The sequence below is a fragment of the Photobacterium sp. 270122K genome, from assembly GCF_059941365.1.
In genome coordinates, this window is sequence record NZ_JBPOEN010000007.1 from 242,604 (window position 1) to 259,573 (window position 16,970).

The following is a 16,970-nucleotide window of genomic DNA, read 5'->3' on the forward strand; positions in this document are numbered from 1 at the left end:
ACTATTTTTGAGTTTTTTCTGAACAATTGAGTGTAAACAAAATACATCAAATGCCGTGTCAGCGAGGTGCTGACACGGCCATATTGATCAGATTACTGCGCAGCGTGGACGCGTTTTGCGGTTTGTAGCTTGTGGTAAGACGCCATTAGCTTCTGGTGAGCAGGGAATTGTGTCATACCCAAGTCACCCGCGGTCAGGCCGTAGAAACGCACGGTGCCTTCAATGGAACCCCATGCCGCTGCCACAGTCTCCGCGCCAAACATGCGTTCGAATACGGCTTTGTACTGGGCTGGATCGCGGTCATCATCCAATGCCAATTTCAGGCTGGTGACCAAGCAACGGAAGAAGCGCGCACGCTCTGCCGAGTACGTAGACACGTTGTAGTCCACACACCAACTTGCATGTTCAAGGGCCAATTCCAGATCGCCACCGGCCAACGCCAATAGGGCTTTTAGCTCGCCAATGCGCAAGGTTTGCCAAGCGTCGCCGGCTTGTGGGACTAAACCAATGATTTCGTACAGACGGTTAAAATCGTCAAAGCCTTCTTCTTCCAAAATGTGGAACATTTCGGCGTATTGCTCGGCATCCCATTCAACACTTGGGATGGCCAGCAAGGTTTCACGCAGTTCCATCGCCACGTTATTGTTGGCTTCAATCAGCTCTTCAACCGGGTAGATTTCAGACCAGCCCGGTACGATGATGCGACAGCAATCAACACCTAAGTGATCATAATCAGCGATGTACGCATCAGTGCCTTCGGCATGCAGTTGTGCCATCAGGTGGTTGAATTCTTCTTCTGATGTACCGCTGAAGTTCCAGTCAACGAACTCAAAGTCCGCTTCGCTCTTGAACATGTCCCATGATACTAAGCCTGATGAATCGATGAAGTGTGTTTCTAGATTGTGGTGATCGCTCACTTCTTCATCATCAAATGATGGCTCTGGGAAGACATCCAAATCTTTCAGGCCACGGCCTTGCAGCAGCTCGGTGACGGTACGCTCAAAAGCCACTTCAAAGCGCGGGTGCGCACCGAAAGACGCAAAGCTGGTGCTGTTTTCTGGGTTCAGAAGTACCACGCAGATCACGGGGTATTTACCGCCCAACGATGCGTCGTAGCACAGAATCGGGAAACCTTCGGCTTCAAGGGTGTCGATAGAGGCCTTGATGCCTGGGAAGCGGTTGATCACGTCAGCTGGGATTTCCGGCAGGCTGATGCGCTCGGCAATAATGCGGTTTTTGATCTTACGCTCAAACACTTCCGACAACCCTTGGGTGCGGGCTTCGGTTTTGTTGTTACCGGCTGACATGCCATTCGACACGTACAGGTTGCCAATGATGTTCATTGGAATGTACACCGTTTCGTTGTCGCTCTGGCGTTCAAACGGCAGGCAGCAGACCCCACGTTCCATGTTGCTGGATTGCAGGTCGACTAAATCGGTGCCCAGTAGCTCAAGGGTTGGATCATAAAACTGGGTTAAACGCTCATCCAAAATGCCTTCAGGTGGCAGGTTGTCTTCCAGATCAATCGGGAACCATTTTTCATTCGGGTAATGCACGAAATCGCCGTTTGCCACATCTTCGCCCAAGTAGTAGTCGGCGTAGAAGTAGTTGGTCGACAAACGTTCAAAATATTCACCCAGTGCCGATGCCAACGCCGCTTTTTTCGTTGCGCCTTTACCGTTGGTGAAGTTCATTGGTGCGTCAACGTCACGGATGTGTACTGACCAAACGTTAGGGACAGGGTTTAACCAAGAGGCTTCTTCAATGTTGAAACCCAAGTCTTTCAATTTGGTTTGGAAACGCTCGATAGACACTTCAAGCGCGGCGTCTTTACCGGGAATAAATGTTTGCATTATTGTTCTCGTTGGAAGATGTTGAGTGGCACGAAGTATACCCAATTGTTAACCAGAAACCTAAATGTGATCACCGTCAATGTGTTTCGTGATGTTGTGACAACAGTGGCTGGTCATTAATTATTTCTGCTATTATCGAACTATTCATCGTTAGCGATTCAGTGAGAGGAAAAACATGGATCTGGATGCGGTTGCCAAAGCCTTAAAAGAATTGGGTCACCCGACACGATTGGGCGTCTATAAGCACTTGGTAAAAGCGGGTCATGCGGGGTTGCCGGTTGGCAAGCTGCAGGAAGAATTGGGGATCCCAGGGTCAACCTTATCACACCATATTGCGGGCTTAGTCTCTGCCGGTTTGCTTAAACAAGAGCGAGAGGGACGTACTCTGTATTGTGTTCCGCAGTATGCGATGCTGGATGGCGTGATTGATTTCTTGCGTGACGAATGTTGCAGCGCGGCACCGTTATGTGAATCGGTGTGTGACGACAAGACTGAATGACCGGTGGGAGCGTGAATGCACCCCATCACTATCAGTTGAACGTATTGAATTTTACCGCATTGAGTTCAAAACCGTAGATTAAGAAAGGGCAGCCGTATGGCTGCCCTTTGTTGTTATTACAGCGGTTGTGCCGGTATTGAGGCCGGTTCGGTGGTCGAGCTTGCGGCTGAAACTGCTGCGACTTTTTTCGGTCGCAACGCTAAGACATGCAGCAGACGCTCCGGCACTTGTGGCCAGGCTAATGGGCTGGCGATAGGGTTCTTTTCGTTAAACCAGCCGTCAAAACGTGCGGTGTTGTATTGGTAAAATTGCACGGTGTTATACAGCGGTACGGTGATCTGCAGGCTCGCCGTGATCCGGTTAAGTTGACGAATAATGGCTAAGCGCTGATAGGCATTGGTCGCCAATGGAAATTGCGTGAGCAAATGATCGATTTGTGGGTCCTGATAAAAGTGCATCGCATAGCGCGGAAACTGTGGCGATTGGTAGTCACTGTTGAAGGCGGTATCGAAATACTTGAAAGGGGTCGATCCTTCTGGGTAGTTGGTCAGCGCAAGTTGGTAGCGGCCATCCGCTAAGCGTTGCACAAAGTCACTGAACTCACTCTCTTCCGGTTCGACGTGGATCCCGATGCGGCCAAGCATTTCACTGACCAGTAAAGCCGTGGTGTTGAAATCTGACCAGCCATAGGGGGTCAGCAAGGATAATGACAACGGCTCACCAGAGGGCAATTCGCGCCAGCCATCACCGTCATGATCCACAATGCCCAGTTTGTCCAAGCGGTTGGCCGCAAGGAGCGGATTAAACGTCATGAAGGGCAAGTATTTCTCGGTACTGATAGGGTCAACCCAGTTTTTAAATTGTGGACTGACCCCCGACGCATATTGTGACGGTTCCCCTTGCCCAAATGCCGCAATATCAATCAAGAGCTGGCGTTGAATTGACATGGAGATCGCTCGACGAAAATCCACTTGCTCAAAGATCGCCTGAATTTCTGGGTGGGTGGTTTTGAAATTGAACATCAAACTGATGTTACTAGCAGGTGGCAGCCAATACTTAAAGTTGGGTGAAAACGAGGCGTAACGGCGATCAATGTCGGGAATAAAACCGCCACTCCAATCAAATTCACCGTTCGCAATACCGCGAATGAATTCATCGTTATTAGACACTTTCGGGTAACGCAAACAGTCAATGTGGCGTTGGTCGGCTTGCCAGAATTGCGGATTGGCACATTGCAGATAGGCGTCGTCGTTAAGGTCGGCAATTTCGGTAAAGGGGCCGGTGCCAATCGGCGTAGCGTTGGTAAAATTGGCAATGTCTTTCACTTTTCCCCATTGGTGCTTAGGCACAATCGGCTGCAACACTAAGGTGTACGCGACCAAGGCATTGGGTTTTTTTAGCTTCATATAGACTTCATGCGGGCCGCGTTTTTCAATGCGTTCAAGCCATTGATTGATCGCATGGGCATCCAGTTCGGGGTGTTGCTGGATGAGTGAATAAGAGTAGATCACATCGTCAGCGGTAAACGGGGTGCCATCTGACCATTTCACGCCTTGGCGCAGGGTAAAACTGATCCCTTTTAAGTCTTTGTCCAAGCGGTAATGCACCGCTAAGCGGTATTCGGGCTTGTTATTTTGCAGGGTGTTGAAAATGATCAGGGGTTCAAACATGAATTGGTGCGTCGTAGGCATACTCAGTTTCGAGAACGGATTAAAGTTCGCGATGATCTGATCACGATGCTCCGGCACGATAGTGAGCGTCACGGGCTTTTTTGCCGCGTCATACGCCGCATGGCTAGCAATAGAAAAGAAAGCGGAGACAAGGATGACGGTGCCGCGAAGGCCGACAGTGAATTTTTTAAACAGTACGCTAATCATGGCTTATCCGGTTATCTCGATGCTAAGAGCATTTTATCCAAATAAGTGACTGAATGTATAGGCTTGAATGCAATGGTTTAAAGATACTGAGTGACTATTTATGCTGTTTATTTGAATTTAAATGGGTGTTAGTTTTTGTGTTACGCTTTCTGTGTCTTGTCATGTGTCTTTCAATCTGTCTTTCAATGCGATCGTCGGCAGCTGGGGGTGAAAATGAACAAAAGCGTAAAATGGGCGATAGCGTGGATCATCACCGTCTTCTTATTGCTTGGGGGGATCTTTTGGGTAGTGTCGGCAGAAGAAGAACCTCGTCAGACCGTGACATTTGCCGTCGAAGGCAGTTACCCCCCTTTCAGTTGGACGGAGCCGAATGGCCGCATCATGGGGTTTGATGTCGATATTGCCCGCGCTCTTTGCCGAGAAATGAAGGTGCGTTGTCAGATAGTCGCCCGAGAATGGCCTGCTTTGATCCCCGATCTGCTCGCTCACCGTTACGATGCGGTGATTGCCGCGATGTCGATGACCGATGTGCGGCGGCAGCAGGTGACATTTACCGATAAATACGCCCAAATCCCCAGCCGTTATGTGGCGCACCGCGATACCGTATTAACCTTTACACCAGTGGGGTTAACCGGGGTGTCACTCGGTGTGATCCGCGACACCAGCCAAGATCATTACCTGACGGCACAGTTTGGCGACGTGGCGCGTATTGTGCGTTCGGATACCATTGAAGGGCTGCATGCTGATTTGTTTACGGGCCGCGTGGCGGCAGTCTTGGCGGATGCCGCCGTCTTAGAAAGCGCAGTACTTAATACCCCGGGCGGAGGCGCGTACGCCTTTGTTGGGCCTGTGTTACGTGATCCGGCTTGGATCGGGGACGGTTTTGGTATTGCTCTGCGGCCGCAAGACGGGCCGTTACAACTGCGATTGAATGCAGCAATCACGGCGATCCGGGCGAAAGGGATCTATCAAATGTTGGCGGAACCGTACTTTAACTATGATGTGTACGGTTATTAGCAGGTGCGATGGGACTATTCTATGGAGCTATGGAGCTATGGAGCTATGGAGCTATAGAGCTATAGAGCTATAGAGCTATGGATGTATAAAAGAAGCGATTAGGACGATAAATCAATGACGTAAAAACGCCACGGCAGCCTTGCCGTGACGTTGAACATCACTGCGGTGTCAGTGCATTACACGGCCACATCGTCATACAGCGGGATGCCCGTAAGGGCTGCCACTTCATCGATATACTGGCGTACACGAGGCGGGAACTGAACGCCTTTGATCACCGTGTGGTTACGCAAAACAGGGAAGACATTGACATCGTCATAGCAGAGGCGGTTATGGCGCTCAGACGGCAACACCAGCCAATCTAACATGGCGTAAGACGCATTCAACCCCACTAAGTATTCATCCGTACGGGCAAAAGCCTGATCAAACGGCTGCTCAATCATGGCGGTTTTGTTGTTGATGAACCAGTCTTTTGCCGCTTGTGAGCCAAACTCTGGTAGCGAGATCATCATCCAGCGAGGGAATTGCAGGTTCCCGCTGAACGGGCGTGCCGCGTCTGCCCATGCGGCAATACGGACGTCTTGCTTGGCCGGTGTCAGTTGCGGTTGGCCGTCAAAGGCATCAAGGTAAGCGGCAATATCCAGACTTTCGGCCATGTAAGTGCCATCGTCTTTTTGCAAAATAGGCACAAGGTTTGCGCCTACTTTCTCAATGCGTGCCTCTACGTCATGATTTTGCAGGTACACCCATTCCACATCCATGTGTTTGTAGCTGGCAACCATCATTGCCTTGATACAAAAAGGGCAGTGGTCAAACACGAACAGTTTCATGATCTCTCCTTCATTGATGATTACCGAGCCGACTCTGCGACCCTGTCAGGTTATTGCGTTCTGTTATTGGTTATTCGAAGGTTGACCAGATCGGCGCGTGATCGGACGGTTTTTCGATGCCACGTAATGCGTAGTCGATCCCCGCGTCAATACAGCGCGCAGCCAATGACGGGGTCGCCAAGACCACATCAATGCGCAGCCCACGGTTGTCATCAAAGCCTTTTGAACGGTAATCAAACCATGAATATTGGTCGTCTACCGCTGGGTGAGATTGGCGGAACGTATCCACGAAGCCCCAGTTCAGCAAAGTCGCCAGCCATTCACGTTCAATCGGCTGGAATGAACATTTGCCGGTTTTCAGCCAGCGTTTAGCATTGGCCGGGCCAATCCCAATATCTAAATCCGTAGGGCTAATGTTGATGTCACCCATAATGATCAGTTCATCGTCTGGCGTATGGTGGGTATTCAGATACGTCATCAAATCGGCATAGAATCTTTCTTTGGCGGGGAATTTGGTTTCGTGGCTGACGTTATCCCCCTGTGGGAAGTAGCCATTGAGTACCGTGACATTTTTGCCGTTTTCTTGGGCAAAGGTCGCCATGATCATGCGGCGTTGTGCGTCTTCGTCATCGGTCGGAAACCCTTTACGTACCTCAATGGGCGTTTGTTTGCACAGCATGGCCACGCCGTAGTGGGCTTTTTGGCCGTGGAAATACACCTTGTAACCCATGGCTTCAACGTCGGCGAGCGGGAAGGCCTCATCGTGCACTTTGATCTCTTGTAGACCGATGATGTCAGGCTGGTGCTTGTCGATGATCGCTTGAAGTTGGTGAAGGCGAGCGCGTAATCCATTGATGTTGAAGGAAATGACTTTCATTATTTAATTCCAATATAGCGTCGGCAGCAAGGCCGGAGTCCGGAATGATCCCTCACGTGTCCATGAGGTGACAGGAATGGAAAAAATACTAACACACATTGTGAGCATGAAGTGAAACGTCGAGGGGAAAAGATCTCGTCTATGCTCAACGGTAATGTGTGAACCATCATGACAGAGGAGATAACGATGGGCATTCTTTCGTGGATCATTTTGGGGTTGCTGGCCGGTGCGCTGGCGAAGTGGTTGATGCCAGGCGATGATGGCGGCGGTTGGATTGCCACCATGGCACTGGGGATCGGGGGCGCATTTGTTGGCGGCTGGGTTGGCTCTTTCATTGGTCTGGGGGCGGCCACGGGGGTGAACATTGGTAGCCTCATTACTGCCACGTTAGGCGCCTTTATATTATTGTTTGTCTACAACAAGTTCATTCGTTAAATCAGCAGGGAAACTTGTTCAACTATTTTGACCAAGTTGGTTCAATTAGCCCTGCCGACATGCCGCATCTTCCTGCCTATACTGTTTTTCATTAACAGACATTCAGTGATGTAAAACATGAGGGCAGCAAGATGGGCAAATTAGTACAGGGTGTGTGGCATGATGTGTGGTATGACACGAAAAACAATGACGGGAAATTTGTTCGTGAAGATGCGGGTTTTCGTCATTGGTTAACGCCAGAAGGAGAGGCGGGGCCTGAGGGCCAGCAGGGCTTTCCTGCACAATCTGGCCGCTACCATCTGTATGTGTCGTTGGCGTGTCCGTGGGCGCATCGCACCTTGATTTTCCGTCAGCTGAAAGGGCTTGTTCCCCATATGGGTGTCACGGTGGTGAGCCCGGATATGCGCGATAAAGGCTGGGCATTCGATCAGCCAGAGCCACATTATGGCTTCGATTTTTTGCATCAGTTGTACACGAAAGCCAAACCGGATTACACCGGCCGCGTCACGGTGCCTGTGTTGTGGGATACGCACACACACACCATTGTGAGTAACGAATCTGCTGAGATCATCCGCATGTTTAATACCGCATTCAATGGGCTGACAGGCAATACAGCGGATTATTACCCGGCGAATTTGCAAGAGGAGATCGAACAGTGGAATGCGTTGATCTATCCGGCGATCAATAACGGCGTGTACCGTTGTGGTTTTGCCACGACGCAAGAGGCTTACGATCTTGCCTATGAGGCACTGTTTGCGGCGCTCGATACGGTGGATGCACACCTAGCCACGCATCGCTATCTGGCAGGCAACCAGATCACAGAAGCTGATTGGCGTCTGTTTACGACGCTAGTGCGGTTTGATGCGGTGTATGTCGGACATTTCAAATGCAATAAACAGCGTATCGCCGATTATCCCCATTTGCAGGCGTACCTCAAAGCGCTCTATCAACAACCGGGTATTGCACAAACCGTCGATATTCCCCACATCAAACGCCATTACTACGCCAGCCATACCACCATCAATCCAACGGGTATCGTGCCGTTAGGGCCCGCGTTGGATTTCACTTCTCCCCATGGGCGTGACGGCGAAATTGCGCTATGACATCGTCGGTATTGGGGGCGGTAAAAAGGCGGTAATACGCTTATTGCGATGTAAAACATGATCGGCTGAAGGCGTGCACGGTGGTCGCTGATGAGTAACCCTGTTCGATGGCCCGGTGTTGTGCCACGTTGGTGCATTGTTGGTGTGTACGTCGTCGGCTTCACGCCATTGCACAAGCAGGCGCTGTCGCCAGTCCGCCAGGTTATCTGGCAGGGGCATGGCGCTAATGGCTTGCAGGGCATGGCTGTCGCACGCGTGACCAAGGGCCAGTTGGCATTGTAAATACCCCAAATTGGCTTCGCTGCACAATGGATAATGTTGCAATAGGGTTTTATAGCGGCCAATGGCTTGATGCGGCGCCAGTGTTAGCAGGGTATGGGCATCATGCAATTGGCTTTCTAACGGCGAAATGGCTTGGATCAATACGGTATTTTGTTTCAGCGCCTGTAGGCGCTTAACGCTGTGATCATCAAATTGATCACGGCTGGCCAAGACTCGGCGACAGGCTGCGATCAATTGGGTTTCGCCCAAATGTAGCAATAACGGCAACGCATCGGCCAGCATCACGGAAGGTAAGCGTGATAGCTGGTTGAAATACCCCGATAACCCCATCATCACACGGCGTTTCGCTTTCAGTGCTTGCTGGTTCCCCAATTGTAAACGCGCCATCATTATATGCCCGTAACAGGTCAGGTAAGGACGCTGTGCCGGTAAGATCCGCAGCGACGCTTTATGATCAATCCCTTTTAAGGCCTGCTTGAGTTCACGGCGAAACGCCACCGACGAATGTGCAAAGTACGTGCGCTCAAAAATGGCAAAGTATTTGGCTAAGCTGACAATCCAGCCCACATCAATGATAGGTAAATGGTTAGCGAGCGTCCGGCCTGTTTTGAGTAGCAGTGCCGCATTATCGGTGTGCGCGGCAAGCGTTGCGACGGTTAACACGCGGTGTTGGATGCTAGGGGTAAAGGCCTGCGCTTCTTTTGCTATTTGTAACGCGCGGTGATATTGCCCGCTTTGCGTGAGGTAATCAGCCAAATCATCATATAACTCAAGCTGTAACGGCGTACGGGTAATCTGTGCTTCTATGCCTGTAATCGCTTGTTGGTGGTCGCCGCGGTGGTGATGACAATACGCGGTGAAGCGTTGCCACTGTGCACTTGGCGGGTGTGTTTTCCATTGTGTGAGTGAGGCGGAAAGCGCATCCCATTGCCCGGTTTGACGTAACAACGCCCAAAGGTGTTCGGCTAACTTTGGTTGATAACCGGTGCGAGATAAGGTTTGTTGGCATAGCGAGATGGCTGAGGAAATATCACCGCCAGCAATAGCATCGTGGATGGGTTGGCGTTGCATGACACTGTGCAAGGTGGTTGTCAGGGCTTTTTGTACCCGTTGCGTGGTAATGGGCTTGGTGAGAAAGCCATCTGGCGCCATGGTTAAACCGGTGAGGATCACTTCTGTGCTGCGATCGCCAGAAAGCATGATAATGCCACAATGTGTTGTGATGTGCTGACGCTTTTTCAGTAAGTGGAGCAGTTCCGGGCCGGTGATCGGGCCATCTAAATGGTAATCGACAAACAAAAGGTGATAGGCGTGTTTGCGGCATTGACTGATCGCTTGGCGGTGATCATGGGCGATGTCGACCGTTTTAACGCCGAGTGTGTGCAGGACGCTTTTGAGCATCATTGCGGCGCTGGGTTGATCATCAACGATGAGTATGTGAGCCGATAGCGGCAGTGCAGTGGGAGTCGACATATCCTTGTCCGAAACACAGAGTATTGATCTTAGTGTAGAAGGTGGACAGTAAAAGCGATAATGCGTAGGTAAGGAATGCGAGTAACAAGCGGCTTTTTTAGCGAGCATCCATGCTTTTGTGCTTAGGTTGGGATAGCCGGGCTTATTGTCACCCGCGCAGGCGTGACACTTTCGTGGATACCGCGTTCTACTTCGGTTGCGCTTCACGCATGGATGACAACATTTTTTTCCTGACCGCCTTTAAGTGCTCATCGTGTTTTTGACGGATAATAGCACGGACTCTTTTTTTATCTTGGCTCATGGTTTATTTCATTCGAATGTAGGTTTCGCAGGCATTACAGTAGTAAATGGCTCGGTAGAAGAAACGCTGAAATAGGCTGCGTTTTACTTTGATAAGCGCAGGATGGTGGCAAGTGGTGTTGTCGTGACTCATGGTATTGACCGTGTGATGTTGAGAAAAAAAAGAGAATCCGTCCTCTCAAAATGCACAGAAAAGATGCAGTAAATCAGCATGCCTTAAGGGCTATCAATCATGCTTTTCGTTGTTCACGCATAAACACGCGTACAAAGTATGGTGTTGATGGCATGGCAACGACGTCGTTATCTTAGTGCTTATCCCTAAAAGGAATGAAGTTATAGTCGGATTATAAAAAGCATGATGCATTTAGATGTGGGTGGTGATAAAGCGCTTTAAAATCAAAAATTTAACGTGTTATATAATTCGGTTGTCAGTGACTCATTAATTTATATCAGTGTGATAATAGCGTGATGGCCGCTCCCTCATGAGGCTAATGTAGAGGAGATCGCTCCTTGATGGGCTGATATTGGGAGTGGGTTGAATACCGCATTTTTAACGCGGGGCTATGGTGTCAGCGTCGGTATAGCGCTGGGAATCAAGGTCAGTGAAATGTAAAGAGTATTAGGGGTGTCTTCGATGCTGGTTGTTCGCTGCGACGAAGGCGAAGCGTCGAGCGGGGGCGAGGATGAAAGTGAGATGAAAAGCAGGATGAGATAAGATGGGCATGATGATGGCGTTGGCTTTGCGTTAAGAGCGGGATAGGGTAGAAAAAGGCAGAGAAAGCGAAAGAAGAGTATGAATAAGGAAGGAGATGAAAGCTGAGCAAGCAGTGTGTTCGCACTGGCATAAAAAATAGGCACAAAAAAAGCCAGTCGCTTGCGCAACTGGCTTGAATGATGGTGGAGGGAGAAGGATTCGAACCTTCGAAGGCAGAGCCGTCAGATTTACAGTCTGATCCCTTTGGCCACTCGGGAACCCCTCCACAGGGCGTTTATAGCCAGAAATGCCGAAGCACTTCTTTAGAATGATGGTGGAGGGAGAAGGATTCGAACCTTCGAAGGCAGAGCCGTCAGATTTACAGTCTGATCCCTTTGGCCACTCGGGAACCCCTCCACGGGGTATTGCATTGTTACAGCCAGAAACGCCGTAGCATTTCTTTAAAATGATGGTGGAGGGAGAAGGATTCGAACCTTCGAAGGCAGAGCCGTCAGATTTACAGTCTGATCCCTTTGGCCACTCGGGAACCCCTCCACGGGGTGTTGCATTGTTACAGCCAGAAACGCCGAAGCATTTCTTTAAAATGATGGTGGAGGGAGAAGGATTCGAACCTTCGAAGGCAGAGCCGTCAGATTTACAGTCTGATCCCTTTGGCCACTCGGGAACCCCTCCACGGGGTGTTGCATTGTTACAGCCAGAAACGCCGGAGCACTTCTTTAAAATGATGGTGGAGGGAGAAGGATTCGAACCTTCGAAGGCAGAGCCGTCAGATTTACAGTCTGATCCCTTTGGCCACTCGGGAACCCCTCCACGGGGTGTTGCTTTTTACGGCCGGAAACGCCGAAGCATTTCTTTAAAATGATGGTGGAGGGAGAAGGATTCGAACCTTCGAAGGCAGAGCCGTCAGATTTACAGTCTGATCCCTTTGGCCACTCGGGAACCCCTCCACGGGGTAATGCATTTTTTGGCAATTCATTATTGGATAATCACCAATAAGAGATAAATCAATCGGGCTAGTGACTGATTGTTGCCGGAAAGACGTACCATACACTAAGTAAGGAACAGCTTTCAAGAATAATGGTGGAGGGAGAAGGATTCGAACCTTCGAAGGCAGAGCCGTCAGATTTACAGTCTGATCCCTTTGGCCACTCGGGAACCCCTCCACGGAGTGCGGGGCGAATATTAGCAAACCATTGGGAACTGTAAACCTTTTTCATCATAAATCTGTGTTGTTTGCTGCTATTTTCATCATGTTGCCGATTGCGGTGGCGTTATGGCGGGGTAAGCCGCAGTTTAGAACAAGGTGTAAACGTATTATTGCTTTTCTTTACACTTCTTTACCGCGCGAAAGCCTAGCTTCCGCTATTATTCGCGCAGAATATTTTTGATGGGTTTGAGCATGAAAAAAGTCCTTGTTGCGGCATTAGTGACAGCAGCATTGTCTGGCGGCAGTTATTTCTACTTTCACGGTACCTCGGTGGCGGCAGAGCAACCGGCCGGGCCGGGCGCGGGACGTGCGATCCCAGTGACCACGGGGCAGGTTGCTTCTCATCCGGTGGCGCAGTCATTGTCGTTGGTCGGTAAATTGGCTGCGCAGCGTTCAGTGAATGTGGCGACCCAGGTTGCTGCCCGCGTCGATGCTATCGTGGTGGGCGTGAATACCACCGTGAAAAAGGGCGAGCTGTTAATTCAACTGGATGATGCGCGTGTGCAAGCGGCATATGCCGAAGCGCAAGCGTATTTGGCAGATGAAAAGCGCAAATTGGGTGAGTTTAAGCGTCTGTCTAATCGCGGCGCGATCACGCAAACAGAAATCGATGCGCAGCAAGCCAGTGTCAATATTGCTCAAGCCCGTTTAAAAGCAGCCAAAGCGGACTTGGATGATCACGCGATTCTGGCGCCGTTTGACGGCACCGTTGGCCTGATTGATTTCAGTGAAGGCCACATGCTCAGTGCCGGTAGCGAGCTGTTCTCTCTCGATGATCTCTCTTTAATGCGCTTGGATATTCAGGTACCTGAGCAATACCTCTCTTTCTTAGCCAAAGGCATGCGCGTTAACGCGACCAGTCAGGCATGGCCGGATCACGCGTTTAGCGGCACGATTCAAGCCGTGGACTCACGTGTTCAGACCGATTCCCTGAACATTCGTATCCGTGTGGCGTTTGATAATGCGGATGGCAAACTCAAGCCGGGCATGCTGATGGCAGCCAATATTGCCTTTACTCCCCAAGATGCAGCCGTGATCCCTGTGCAAGCACTGGAATATTCCGGCACCAAACGTTTTGTGTATCTGGTGGATGAAGCCGGTAAAGCCCATCGCACGGAAGTGACGCTGGGTGCCCGCGTGGAAGATGAAGTGGTGATTGAATCGGGTATTAAGATTGGCGATCGCATTGTGGTGCAAGGGTTAGTGAACATGCGCGACGGGGTGAAAGTGAATGACTTGATGGCGACAACGCCGGGAAAGCAGAAGAAGCAGGGAGATAAAGCCTGATGTGGTTGTCAGATGTCTCGGTTAAACGTCCGGTTGTCGCCATTGTTTTGAGCTTGCTGCTGTGTGTGTTTGGTGCGGTGTCATTCTCGAAACTGTCTGTGCGAGAAATGCCCGATGTCGAAAACCCGGTGGTCAGCGTATCGACCAGTTATAAAGGGGCATCCGCCTCGATCATGGAAAGCCGGATCACCACGGTGCTGGAAGATCAGCTGTCGGGGATCAGCGGGATCGAAAATATCACCTCCACCACCCGTAATGGTTCATCGCGGATCCAAATTGAATTTGAGATGGGCTGGGATCTGACCGAAGGGGTCAGTGATGTGCGTGATGCGGTGTCTCGTGCGCAACGTCGTCTACCGGACGAAGCCGATGATCCTGTGGTGTCGAAAGACAACGGTTCGGGTGAGCCGGCGGTATACGTCAACCTGACGTCGAGCACCATGGATCGCTCTCAGCTGACCGATTATGCCGAACGTGTGCTGATGGATCGCTTTAACTTGATCAATGGTGTCAGTTCTGTGGATCTCAGTGGTGCCTTGTACCGCGTGATGTACGTGAAGTTGCAGCCGGCACAAATGGCCGGTCGTGGCGTCACCAGTAACGACATTGTCAAAGCACTGAATGATGAGAACGTGGAGTTACCCGGCGGTGAAGTGCGTAACGACACCACCACCATGTCTGTGCGTACCGCGCGTCTTTACCGTACTGCGCAAGATTTTGAATACCTTGTGGTACGCACGGCTGAAGATGGCTCGCCTATCTATTTAAAAGATGTGGCCAAAGTGGCCATCGGCGCACAGAACGAAAATGCCACCTTCAAAAATAACGGCATTGCGAACTTAAGCTTGGGTATCGTCACCATGACCGATGCCAACCCGCTAAACGTGGCAGATGACGTGTACGCCGAAGTGGATCGGATGCAGCGCTTCTTGCCCGCGGGAACCGAGTTGTACGTGGATTATGATTCCACCGTGTTTATCGACCGTTCGATTCAGGAAGTTTATAGCACCTTGTTTGTCACCGGTTTGCTGGTGGTTCTGGTGTTATACATCTTCATCGGTCAGGCGCGCGCGACCTTGATCCCGGCCGTAACGGTTCCGGTGTCGTTGATCTCAGCCTTTATGGTGGCGTACTTCTTAGGGTTCTCGATCAACTTGTTGACCTTGATGGCCTTGATTCTGGCGATCGGCTTGGTGGTAGATGACGCCATCGTGGTGGTGGAAAACATCTATCACCATATCGAAAAAGGCGAACCGCCTCTGCTTGCAGCATATAAAGGTACCCGTGAAGTGGGCTTTGCCGTGGTGGCAACCACCGTCGTGTTGGTGATGGTGTTCCTGCCGATCTCCTTTATGGATGGCATGGTCGGGCCGCTGTTTACTGAATTCTCGGTGCTGCTCGCTGTGGCGGTGATCTTCTCCTCGATTGTGGCGTTGACGCTCAGTCCGGTACTGGGCAGTAAATTGCTCAAGGCGAACGTGAAGCCGAGTGCGTTCAATGTGTTCATTGATCGTCTATTTGGTAAGTTGGAACGAGGCTACCGTAAGGTAGTAACGGCTTCTGTACGCTACCGTTACGGGGCGCCAGTGATCATTCTCGGCTTTATTGGCTTGAGCGTGGTGATGATGAAAATGGTGCCCGCGCAGTTAGCCCCGCAAGAAGACCGTGGCGTGATCTTTGCGTTTGTAAAAGGCGCAGAAGGGACCAGTTATAACCGCATGGTGGGCAATATTGAAGAGGTAGAAAGCCGCTTGCTACCGATGGTCGGGCAAGGTGTACTGAAATCCGTGTCTATTCAGACGCCAGCGTTTGGTGGGCGAGCGGGGGATCAGACCGGCTTTGTGATTATGCAGTTGGAAAACTGGGAAGATCGCGACATGAGTGCGACCGATGCCCTCGGCATGGTGCGCAAAGCCCTGCAAGGGATCCCGGATATTCGCGTGTGGCCATTTATGCCGGGTTTCCGTGGTGGTTCGTCTGAGCCAGTACAGTTCCTGCTGAACGGTGCGGATTATGAAGAGCTGTTTAAGTGGGCGACGGAACTGAAAGTGCTGGCAGAAGAAAGCGGCATGATGGAAGGGGTGGACTTGGACTACGCCGAAACCACGCCAGAATTGGTGGTGTCGGTGAACCGCCCGCGTGCGGCAGAGCTGGGGATCCCTGTTTCTGATATCGCAGAAACGCTGGAAATCATGTTGGGTGGCCGCAGTGAAACCACGTTTGTCGATCGCGGAGAAGAGTACGATGTGTATCTGCGCGGTGATGAAAAGAACTTCAACAATGCCACCGATCTGAGCCAGATCTATGTGCGTACCAAAACCGGTCAGTTGATCACCTTAGAGTCGGTCGCGACGGTCGAAGAAGTGGCGTCAGCGCAGCGTCTGAGTCACAACCAGAAGCAGAAATCGATCACACTGAAAGCGAACCTAACAGCCGGTTACACTTTGGGTGAAGCTCTGGATTTCTTGGATAATGAAGCCATTGAGCGCCTGCCAAGTGATATCGTGATTGATTACGGCGGTGAATCGAAGGACTTCCGTGAAAACCAGAGCAGTATTCTGATGGTGTTCGGGTTGGCCTTATTGGTGGCCTACTTGGTACTGGCGGCGCAGTTTGAAAGCTTCATTAACCCGATGGTAGTGATGCTGACCGTGCCGATGGGGATTTTCGGCGGTTTAGTGGGCTTGCTGGTCATGGGACAAAGCCTCAATATTTTCAGTCAGATCGGCATGATCATGTTGATCGGTATGGTGACCAAGAACGGCATCCTGATTGTCGAGTTTGCCAACCAGTTGCGTGATAAAGGGGTCGAGTTTGAACAAGCGATCATTGATGCGTCAGAGCGTCGTTTGCGCCCGATTTTGATGACCGCGTTTACCACCTTGTTCGGGGCGGTGCCGTTGATTTTCTCAACGGGTGCGGGTTCAGAAAGCCGCATTGCGGTGGGTACCGTGGTGTTCTTCGGCATGGCCTTTGCGACCTTGGTCACCTTGATTGTGATCCCTGCGATGTACCGTTTGATGTCAGGTAACACGCAATCGCCAGGCTATGTGGCCGAGCAGTTGGAGCAAGCGTTGTTGGAGCATAACCCCGCTCACGAGGAGCAGGGTCAAGCGACACCGCGCTAATGCGGTGCGGGTAAGCGTGATAGATACGGTGAGTTCCCTTCACTCTTGATAATCGCCCGTTTTTGATAACAGCCTGCTTTGCCTTATGGG

At 50.9% G+C, this 16,970-nt stretch carries 11 protein-coding genes and 7 tRNA genes; 6 read left to right on the forward strand and 12 right to left on the reverse strand.

Annotation, left to right across the window (positions count from 1 at the left end):
• Positions 1 to 92: 92 nt before the first annotated feature.
• Positions 93 to 1,853, reverse strand: coding sequence for a 30S ribosomal protein S12 methylthiotransferase accessory factor YcaO (ycaO, locus tag ACSF8W_RS14460; protein WP_500847973.1), 1,761 nt, complete (start codon positions 1,851 to 1,853; stop codon positions 93 to 95).
• Between the two features lie 175 nt (positions 1,854 to 2,028).
• On the opposite strand from ycaO, the gene ACSF8W_RS14465 reads away from it, so the two are divergent.
• Positions 2,029 to 2,352 (forward strand): ArsR/SmtB family transcription factor, encoded by a 324-nt coding sequence (locus ACSF8W_RS14465; RefSeq protein WP_500847974.1) that lies wholly within the window; start codon positions 2,029 to 2,031, stop codon positions 2,350 to 2,352.
• Positions 2,353 to 2,468: 116 nt separating this feature from the next.
• Here the strand turns inward: ACSF8W_RS14465 and ACSF8W_RS14470 are convergent, their stop codons facing one another.
• On the reverse strand, positions 2,469 to 4,229 hold the full coding sequence (locus ACSF8W_RS14470) for an ABC transporter substrate-binding protein (protein ID WP_500847975.1): 1,761 nt from the start codon (positions 4,227 to 4,229) through the stop codon (positions 2,469 to 2,471).
• A gap of 213 nt (positions 4,230 to 4,442) precedes the next feature.
• On the opposite strand from ACSF8W_RS14470, the gene ACSF8W_RS14475 reads away from it, so the two are divergent.
• Positions 4,443 to 5,246, forward strand: a complete 804-nt coding sequence (locus tag ACSF8W_RS14475) for a transporter substrate-binding domain-containing protein (protein WP_500847976.1) — start codon at positions 4,443 to 4,445, stop codon at positions 5,244 to 5,246.
• Between the two features lie 176 nt (positions 5,247 to 5,422).
• Here the strand turns inward: ACSF8W_RS14475 and grxB are convergent, their stop codons facing one another.
• Positions 5,423 to 6,073: a glutaredoxin 2 gene (gene grxB / locus ACSF8W_RS14480; RefSeq protein ID WP_500847977.1), complete on the reverse strand. Its 651-nt coding sequence runs from the start codon at positions 6,071 to 6,073 to the stop codon at positions 5,423 to 5,425.
• 70 nt (positions 6,074 to 6,143) lie between these two features.
• Complete coding sequence (gene xthA / locus ACSF8W_RS14485; protein WP_500847978.1) at positions 6,144 to 6,950, reverse strand: exodeoxyribonuclease III; 807 nt, start codon at positions 6,948 to 6,950, stop codon at positions 6,144 to 6,146.
• 186 nt (positions 6,951 to 7,136) lie between these two features.
• On the opposite strand from xthA, the gene ACSF8W_RS14490 reads away from it, so the two are divergent.
• Positions 7,137 to 7,385, forward strand: coding sequence for a GlsB/YeaQ/YmgE family stress response membrane protein (locus ACSF8W_RS14490; RefSeq protein WP_428477840.1), 249 nt, complete (start codon positions 7,137 to 7,139; stop codon positions 7,383 to 7,385).
• 131 nt (positions 7,386 to 7,516) lie between these two features.
• Positions 7,517 to 8,488, forward strand: a complete 972-nt coding sequence (locus ACSF8W_RS14495) for a glutathione S-transferase family protein (RefSeq protein ID WP_500847979.1) — start codon at positions 7,517 to 7,519, stop codon at positions 8,486 to 8,488.
• On the opposite strand, the gene ACSF8W_RS14500 is transcribed toward ACSF8W_RS14495, so the two are convergent.
• From ACSF8W_RS14500 to ACSF8W_RS14535, 8 genes are all read right to left on the reverse strand, one after another.
• Positions 8,483 to 10,243 (reverse strand): response regulator, encoded by a 1,761-nt coding sequence (locus ACSF8W_RS14500; protein WP_500847980.1) that lies wholly within the window; start codon positions 10,241 to 10,243, stop codon positions 8,483 to 8,485. The genes ACSF8W_RS14495 and ACSF8W_RS14500 overlap by 6 nt on opposite strands.
• A 1,195-nt stretch (positions 10,244 to 11,438) precedes the next feature.
• Positions 11,439 to 11,523: transfer RNA gene (locus ACSF8W_RS14505), tRNA-Tyr, on the reverse strand.
• Positions 11,524 to 11,569: 46 nt separating this feature from the next.
• Positions 11,570 to 11,654, reverse strand: a tRNA-Tyr gene (locus tag ACSF8W_RS14510).
• Positions 11,655 to 11,707: 53 nt separating this feature from the next.
• A tRNA-Tyr gene (locus tag ACSF8W_RS14515) sits at positions 11,708 to 11,792 on the reverse strand.
• Positions 11,793 to 11,845: 53 nt separating this feature from the next.
• Positions 11,846 to 11,930 (reverse strand) — tRNA-Tyr (locus ACSF8W_RS14520).
• A 53-nt stretch (positions 11,931 to 11,983) separates the two neighbouring features.
• Positions 11,984 to 12,068 (reverse strand) — tRNA-Tyr (locus tag ACSF8W_RS14525).
• Positions 12,069 to 12,120: 52 nt separating this feature from the next.
• Positions 12,121 to 12,205 (reverse strand) — tRNA-Tyr (locus ACSF8W_RS14530).
• A gap of 131 nt (positions 12,206 to 12,336) precedes the next feature.
• Positions 12,337 to 12,421: transfer RNA gene (locus tag ACSF8W_RS14535), tRNA-Tyr, on the reverse strand.
• A 236-nt stretch (positions 12,422 to 12,657) separates the two neighbouring features.
• Between ACSF8W_RS14535 and ACSF8W_RS14540 the strand changes: the two genes are divergently transcribed.
• Positions 12,658 to 13,752: an efflux RND transporter periplasmic adaptor subunit gene (locus tag ACSF8W_RS14540; RefSeq protein ID WP_500847981.1), complete on the forward strand. Its 1,095-nt coding sequence runs from the start codon at positions 12,658 to 12,660 to the stop codon at positions 13,750 to 13,752.
• Positions 13,752 to 16,880: a multidrug efflux RND transporter permease subunit gene (locus ACSF8W_RS14545; protein WP_500847982.1), complete on the forward strand. Its 3,129-nt coding sequence runs from the start codon at positions 13,752 to 13,754 to the stop codon at positions 16,878 to 16,880. The genes ACSF8W_RS14540 and ACSF8W_RS14545 overlap by 1 nt, the downstream gene beginning before the upstream one ends.
• The last annotated feature ends 90 nt before the right edge of the window (positions 16,881 to 16,970 follow it).